4 protein-coding genes are annotated in these 4,492 nt (G+C 70.4%); 2 read left to right on the forward strand and 2 right to left on the reverse strand.

The window, feature by feature from the left end; translation table 11 throughout:
* Positions 1-86: 86 nt before the first annotated feature.
* A complete protein-coding gene (locus tag C1A33_RS20735) occupies positions 87-686 on the reverse strand; it encodes a TetR/AcrR family transcriptional regulator (RefSeq protein ID WP_207770404.1) in 600 nt (199 codons plus the stop codon).
* A gap of 110 nt (positions 687-796) precedes the next feature.
* Here C1A33_RS20735 and C1A33_RS20740 point away from each other — a divergent pair, with 110 nt between their 5' ends.
* Positions 797-1,723, forward strand: a complete 927-nt coding sequence (locus C1A33_RS20740) for a TIGR03620 family F420-dependent LLM class oxidoreductase (RefSeq protein ID WP_101833087.1) — start codon at positions 797-799, stop codon at positions 1,721-1,723.
* 129 nt (positions 1,724-1,852) lie between these two features.
* Here C1A33_RS20740 and C1A33_RS20745 read toward each other — a convergent pair whose 3' ends face one another.
* Positions 1,853-3,562, reverse strand: a complete 1,710-nt coding sequence (locus tag C1A33_RS20745) for a plasmid pRiA4b ORF-3 family protein (protein WP_101833088.1) — start codon at positions 3,560-3,562, stop codon at positions 1,853-1,855.
* 228 nt (positions 3,563-3,790) lie between these two features.
* Between C1A33_RS20745 and C1A33_RS20750 the strand changes: the two genes are divergently transcribed.
* Positions 3,791-4,438, forward strand: a complete 648-nt coding sequence (locus tag C1A33_RS20750) for a dihydrofolate reductase family protein (protein WP_101833089.1) — start codon at positions 3,791-3,793, stop codon at positions 4,436-4,438.
* The last annotated feature ends 54 nt before the right edge of the window (positions 4,439-4,492 follow it).

Here is a 4,492-nt window from a genome sequence, read left to right on the forward strand (position 1 = left end):
GTACGCGACGCCCTGCGACTCGGCCCACTCCTTCAGGTTCACCTGACCATTATAGGCGCCTGGAGCAGCCTATTGAGTGCTGCTAGTCAGCAGTTCACAACCCTGCCGGTTGGAGGGTTCCGGCGCACCGCGTCGAGTGCCAACGTGAGCAGACGGTCAGCCTGACCGACATCATCGCTGCGGGCAGTGGCGAGGGCGATCCCGACGACGAGCTGGATGAGGTCACTCGAACTCAGGTCCGGGCGGGCTGCCCCGGTCCGCTGGGCGTGGCCAAGGAGGTCGGCGGCCGCGTCCGTGATGACCCGGTGACAGTCGACGGCCGACGCCTCGGGGCCCTCCAGCATGAAGGCGCCGGCGAGCCCCTGGTTGAGGCGTGCGTGGTCGAGGAGCAGCCGCAGCCAGGCGGCCAGTGCGTCGCCCGGGGACTCGTTGGCGGACAGCTCCGCCGCCCGCCGGCACAACGTCTCGATGCGGCTGGCGAGGACGGCCCGCAGCAGGGCGGCGCGCGTCGGGAAGTGCCGGTAGAGGGTTCCCTGCCCGACGCCGGCGCGGCGAGCGATCTCGACCAGGGATGCGTCGGGTCCGGCTTCGTCGAACGTCTCGCGCGCGACGGCGAGCAGGTGTTCTCGGTTGCGCCGAGCGTCGGCGCGGGTGGGGCGTTGCGCGGGAGTGCGCCCAGCCGTCATCATCCCTCCCTTCCGTCGCCGGACATGGACAAACGGACATGCTGTCCGTATCTTAGTCACGAATAAGCGGACAGACTATCCGCTTAGTGGCTGAAGATCGAAGGGTAGCGATGGACGAGGATCAGAGGCACGCGCTCGGTCAAGTCGGCATCTGGACGATGGCGTTCGACGGTCAGCCCGTCGGTCGCGTGCGGGAGGCCGCCGCGGAGATCGAGGAGCTGGGCTACGGCGCGATCTGGTTCGGGGAGTCATTTGGCCGTGACACGGCGAGCCAGGCGTGGCTGCTGCTGTCGGCCACCCAGCGGATCACCGTCGCGTCGGGCATCGCGCACATCGCGTTTCGCGACCCGATCGCCATGGCGACCATGACCCGCGCGTTGGGCGAGGCATTCCCAGGGCGTTATCTCCTCGGCCTCGGCGGACATCGAGTCGACGACACCATCCACACCCTGGACGGCTACCCCCTACCCGCGTCGGGTCGGGCGGTGTCGTCCATGGCCTCCTACCTGGCGGCCATGGACGCGGTCCCCGTCCACGGCCCGTCGCCACGCCCGGCCCCGCGTCGGGTGCTGGCCGCGCTCGGTCCGAAGATGTTGTCGCTGGCAGCGGAACGGACCTGGGGGGCGCACCCGTACTTCGTGCCCGTCGAACACACCCGGAGGGCACGAGAGATCATGGGCTCGGCGGCGTTCCTCGGCGTCGAGCAGGCGGTCGTGCTGGACTCCGACGCCGACCGGGCCCGCGAGGTCGCCACGGCGCACGTCGGTGCCTACGGGTCCATGGCTGCGCACCACGCCGCGAACATCCGGCGGCTGGGCTTCGATGAGACCGACATCGCCGGCCCCAGCCGTCGACTGGTCGACGCGATCGTCGCCCATGGAGATGCCCAGGTGATTCAGGACCGCGTACGTCAGCACTTCGACGCGGGCGCGGACCACGTGTGCGTTCAGATCCTCACCGCGGACCCCGCCACGCTGCCGGACCGCGAATGGCGTGAGCTCGCCCCGGTCCTGCGCGGCCTGGCGCCCATGTCGTAGGAGGTGTGGGCAGGTCGACCAGTTCCAGATCGGCAGGAGGGCCGAACCGCGCGGCCATGATCGCCCGCATGGCCCAACATCCAACCTCACGTGGTGCTGTCGACCGTCGGACGAGGCGTCGCGCCACCATCAGCGGAGGCGGGACAGCGCGGCTGTCACTTCCTGGGCGTCGAACCTGGTGGGGTCGAGGTCGGCCGGGTTGTCGAGGCCCAGCCATTCCAGCCGCTCGTGGTGCTCCGGATGAGCGGGGTCGTCCAGGATCTCCAGGAGCGCCCCGTAGCCCCAGACGCCGCCGCAGTCGTCCGGCGGGGCCGCGCGACGCCCGCCGGTGCAGCGCGGATACCGGACGGATGGGTCGGGATCGAGGATCTTCTCGAGGACGATCTGATGCTCCCAGTTGTCGCCGAAATCGTAGGTATAACCGATCTTTGCTTTGACGTCGGGAAGCACCTGCTCCAGCGACACCGGCCTCTCGGCGCGCTGGCCAAGATCCGCGTCCGGCGTGCCGAACCTGCCGTAGGGCGTCTCGAAGACGTGCAGATGGCTGTCGTCCCAGCCGAACGCTGCCTGGAGGATGGCGTGCAGGCGGGTCAGGCTGGTGTCGGCTGGCACATCCAACCGTCGCCAGATCGGTGGTTTCGCGCCGCGTAGCCCTATCTTCACCTGGTAGATCGGGGCCTGCTGCTCCTTGGCCCGCTTCGGCTTCTTCGGAAGCGGCGGCGTCGGCGGACGGCCCACCGCCGGGAGGCCGGGCTGTCCGGTCAGGTTCGCCAGCGGGCCCGCGGCGACCGCGGCCGGGTCCATCCCCCGCTCGTCCAGCATCCTGACGAGGCCGGCCATGCCGCCGAACACCTCGATCCCGTCGTCCTCGTCGTCGTCCGCGTGCGGCGCGGGTGGCTTCCGAGGGGTCGGGAGCGTCGCGAGGCGCGAGCGCAGCACGAACGCCAGCGCCTCGTACGGCGGCCCGTCCTCGCCGTCCTCCTCACCGAAGGGGATCGCGTCGTCCTCGCCGAACCGGAGGAAGGGGGCGGCTTCCTCGTCGTCCTCGAACGGGAGCTCGCCGTCGTGCACCGCCCGCGCGTCGAGGGCGTTCTCGACCTGCCAGCGGAACTCCTCGGCGTCCAGCGTCTCGGTTCGTAGCCTGACCTTGTCCTTGCGAGCCGCGGCGGTGATCTCCTCCAGAACCCTGGGAAGGTCCTCGGCCGGGAGGACGAGGAGGTCCGCGGCCTCACCGCAGGCCGATGGGTCGACATGTACCAGGAACGCGTGCGGCCGGCCAGCCCGTTCGACGGTGCAGCTCAGGAAGACGGCGACGCCTTCGTCGTCGTACCGGCGCTGGAAGTCGCCGGCCACCAGCGGCGCCGTCAACTCGTCCGCCCATCGCGGCCGGGAGACCCCGGCGGCGGCGAGCCGGCCGGCGGCGGCATCCGCGGCGGCACTGACCGGCCCCGACGCGACGGAACCCACCGCCAGCAGCACCGCGAGAGCGTCCCCGGTCGCCGCGGCCTCCAGTCGCGGCACGATCTCCTGAAGGAACGCCGTCCCGACGGAGCCTTCGGTGAGGACGGAGCCTTCGGTGAGGGCGTCAAGCACGGCCAACGTCGCACCGGCCACCTCCGCCATCAGCGGGTCGTCGTTCTCGCGGAGTACCCCGCCCATCTCGAGCATGTCGGCGGTGAACGCGCGCAGCTCCGTCTCGCTGTCGTCATGAGACCGCGGAGACTGGTCACGGATGTCCGGCACGGAGGACAGTGCGGGCCGCGATGTGCGCCTGGCCGGTGCCGACTCCTTGGGGGAGGGCTTCTTTCCGTTCTTGCGACCGCGGCTCACGGGGCTCATGCCCCAAGTCTGCATGCACCCGGTGGTGCCTGCTGGTCGGTGGGGCCAGATAGCCGCCACGCACGAGGATGTACAGGACCCGGCGCCACGCGGGGCCCGGTGAGCGCCGACCAGCGGATTCCGCAAGGGCGGCACGCGATACGGTCGGGCCGGTCCTGGCCCCATGAGCTGACCCCGGCTCCTCCATCTGTTCCGGACTGGGACTCGACACCTCCTCGGGAGCACGCCATGGGCCTCATCCACATCGAGATGTTCGCGACCCTCGACCTCGTCGGGCAGGCGCCTGGCGGCCCCGACGAGGACCCGGTGGGGTTCACCTACGGCGGCTGGCAGGCGCCCATGGTGGACGAGCTCACCGGGGCGCAGATCGCCGCCACGTACGAGGGCACGGACGCGTTGCTGCTCGGCCGGCGGACGTACGAGATCTTCGCCGGCTACTGGCCGCACCAGGAGAGCGGCGGCCAGGACAACGAGATCGCCACGCTGTTCAACAGCGTCCCGAAGTACGTGGCCTCCCGCGGCCGGCCCGACCTGTCGTGGGCCGGGTCCAGCCAGCTCGGCCCGGACCTCGCCGGCGCGGTGCGCGAGATCCGTGACCGGCACGAGCGGGTGAAGGTCGTCGGGAGCCTGAACCTGGTGCAGACGCTCCTGCGGGAAAGGCTCTTCGACCGTCTCGACCTCTGGCTCTACCCGATCGTGCTCGGCGTCGGGAAGAAGGTGTTCGACGGTGGCGCGGTGCCCACGAACGTCACGCTCCTCGAACCACCGGTAGCAAGCCCGAAGGGCACCGTGTACCTGCGCTACGGGCTCGCCGATGGCACGCCCGGGACGGGGGACATGAGCGCGCCTGATCGCGGCGCGGGGCACGACGACTGAGCCTGGATGCACCGCTTTTTGTGGCTGTCTGTTGGGGTGATTGAACGCGAAAGT

Source organism: Frankia canadensis (assembly GCF_900197875.1).
Lineage (GTDB): Bacteria > Actinomycetota > Actinomycetes > Frankiales > Frankiaceae > Frankia > Frankia canadensis.

Coding starts and splice junctions, on each gene's coding strand:
- C1A33_RS20740 (WP_101833087.1), top strand. CDS start 797: ATGGACGAGGATCAGAGGCACGCGCTCGGTCAAGTCGGCATCTGGACG.
- C1A33_RS20735 (WP_207770404.1), bottom strand. CDS start 686: ATGACGGCTGGGCGCACTCCCGCGCAACGCCCCACCCGCGCCGACGCT.
- C1A33_RS20750 (WP_101833089.1), top strand. CDS start 3,791: ATGGGCCTCATCCACATCGAGATGTTCGCGACCCTCGACCTCGTCGGG.
- C1A33_RS20745 (WP_101833088.1), bottom strand. CDS start 3,562: ATGAGCCCCGTGAGCCGCGGTCGCAAGAACGGAAAGAAGCCCTCCCCC.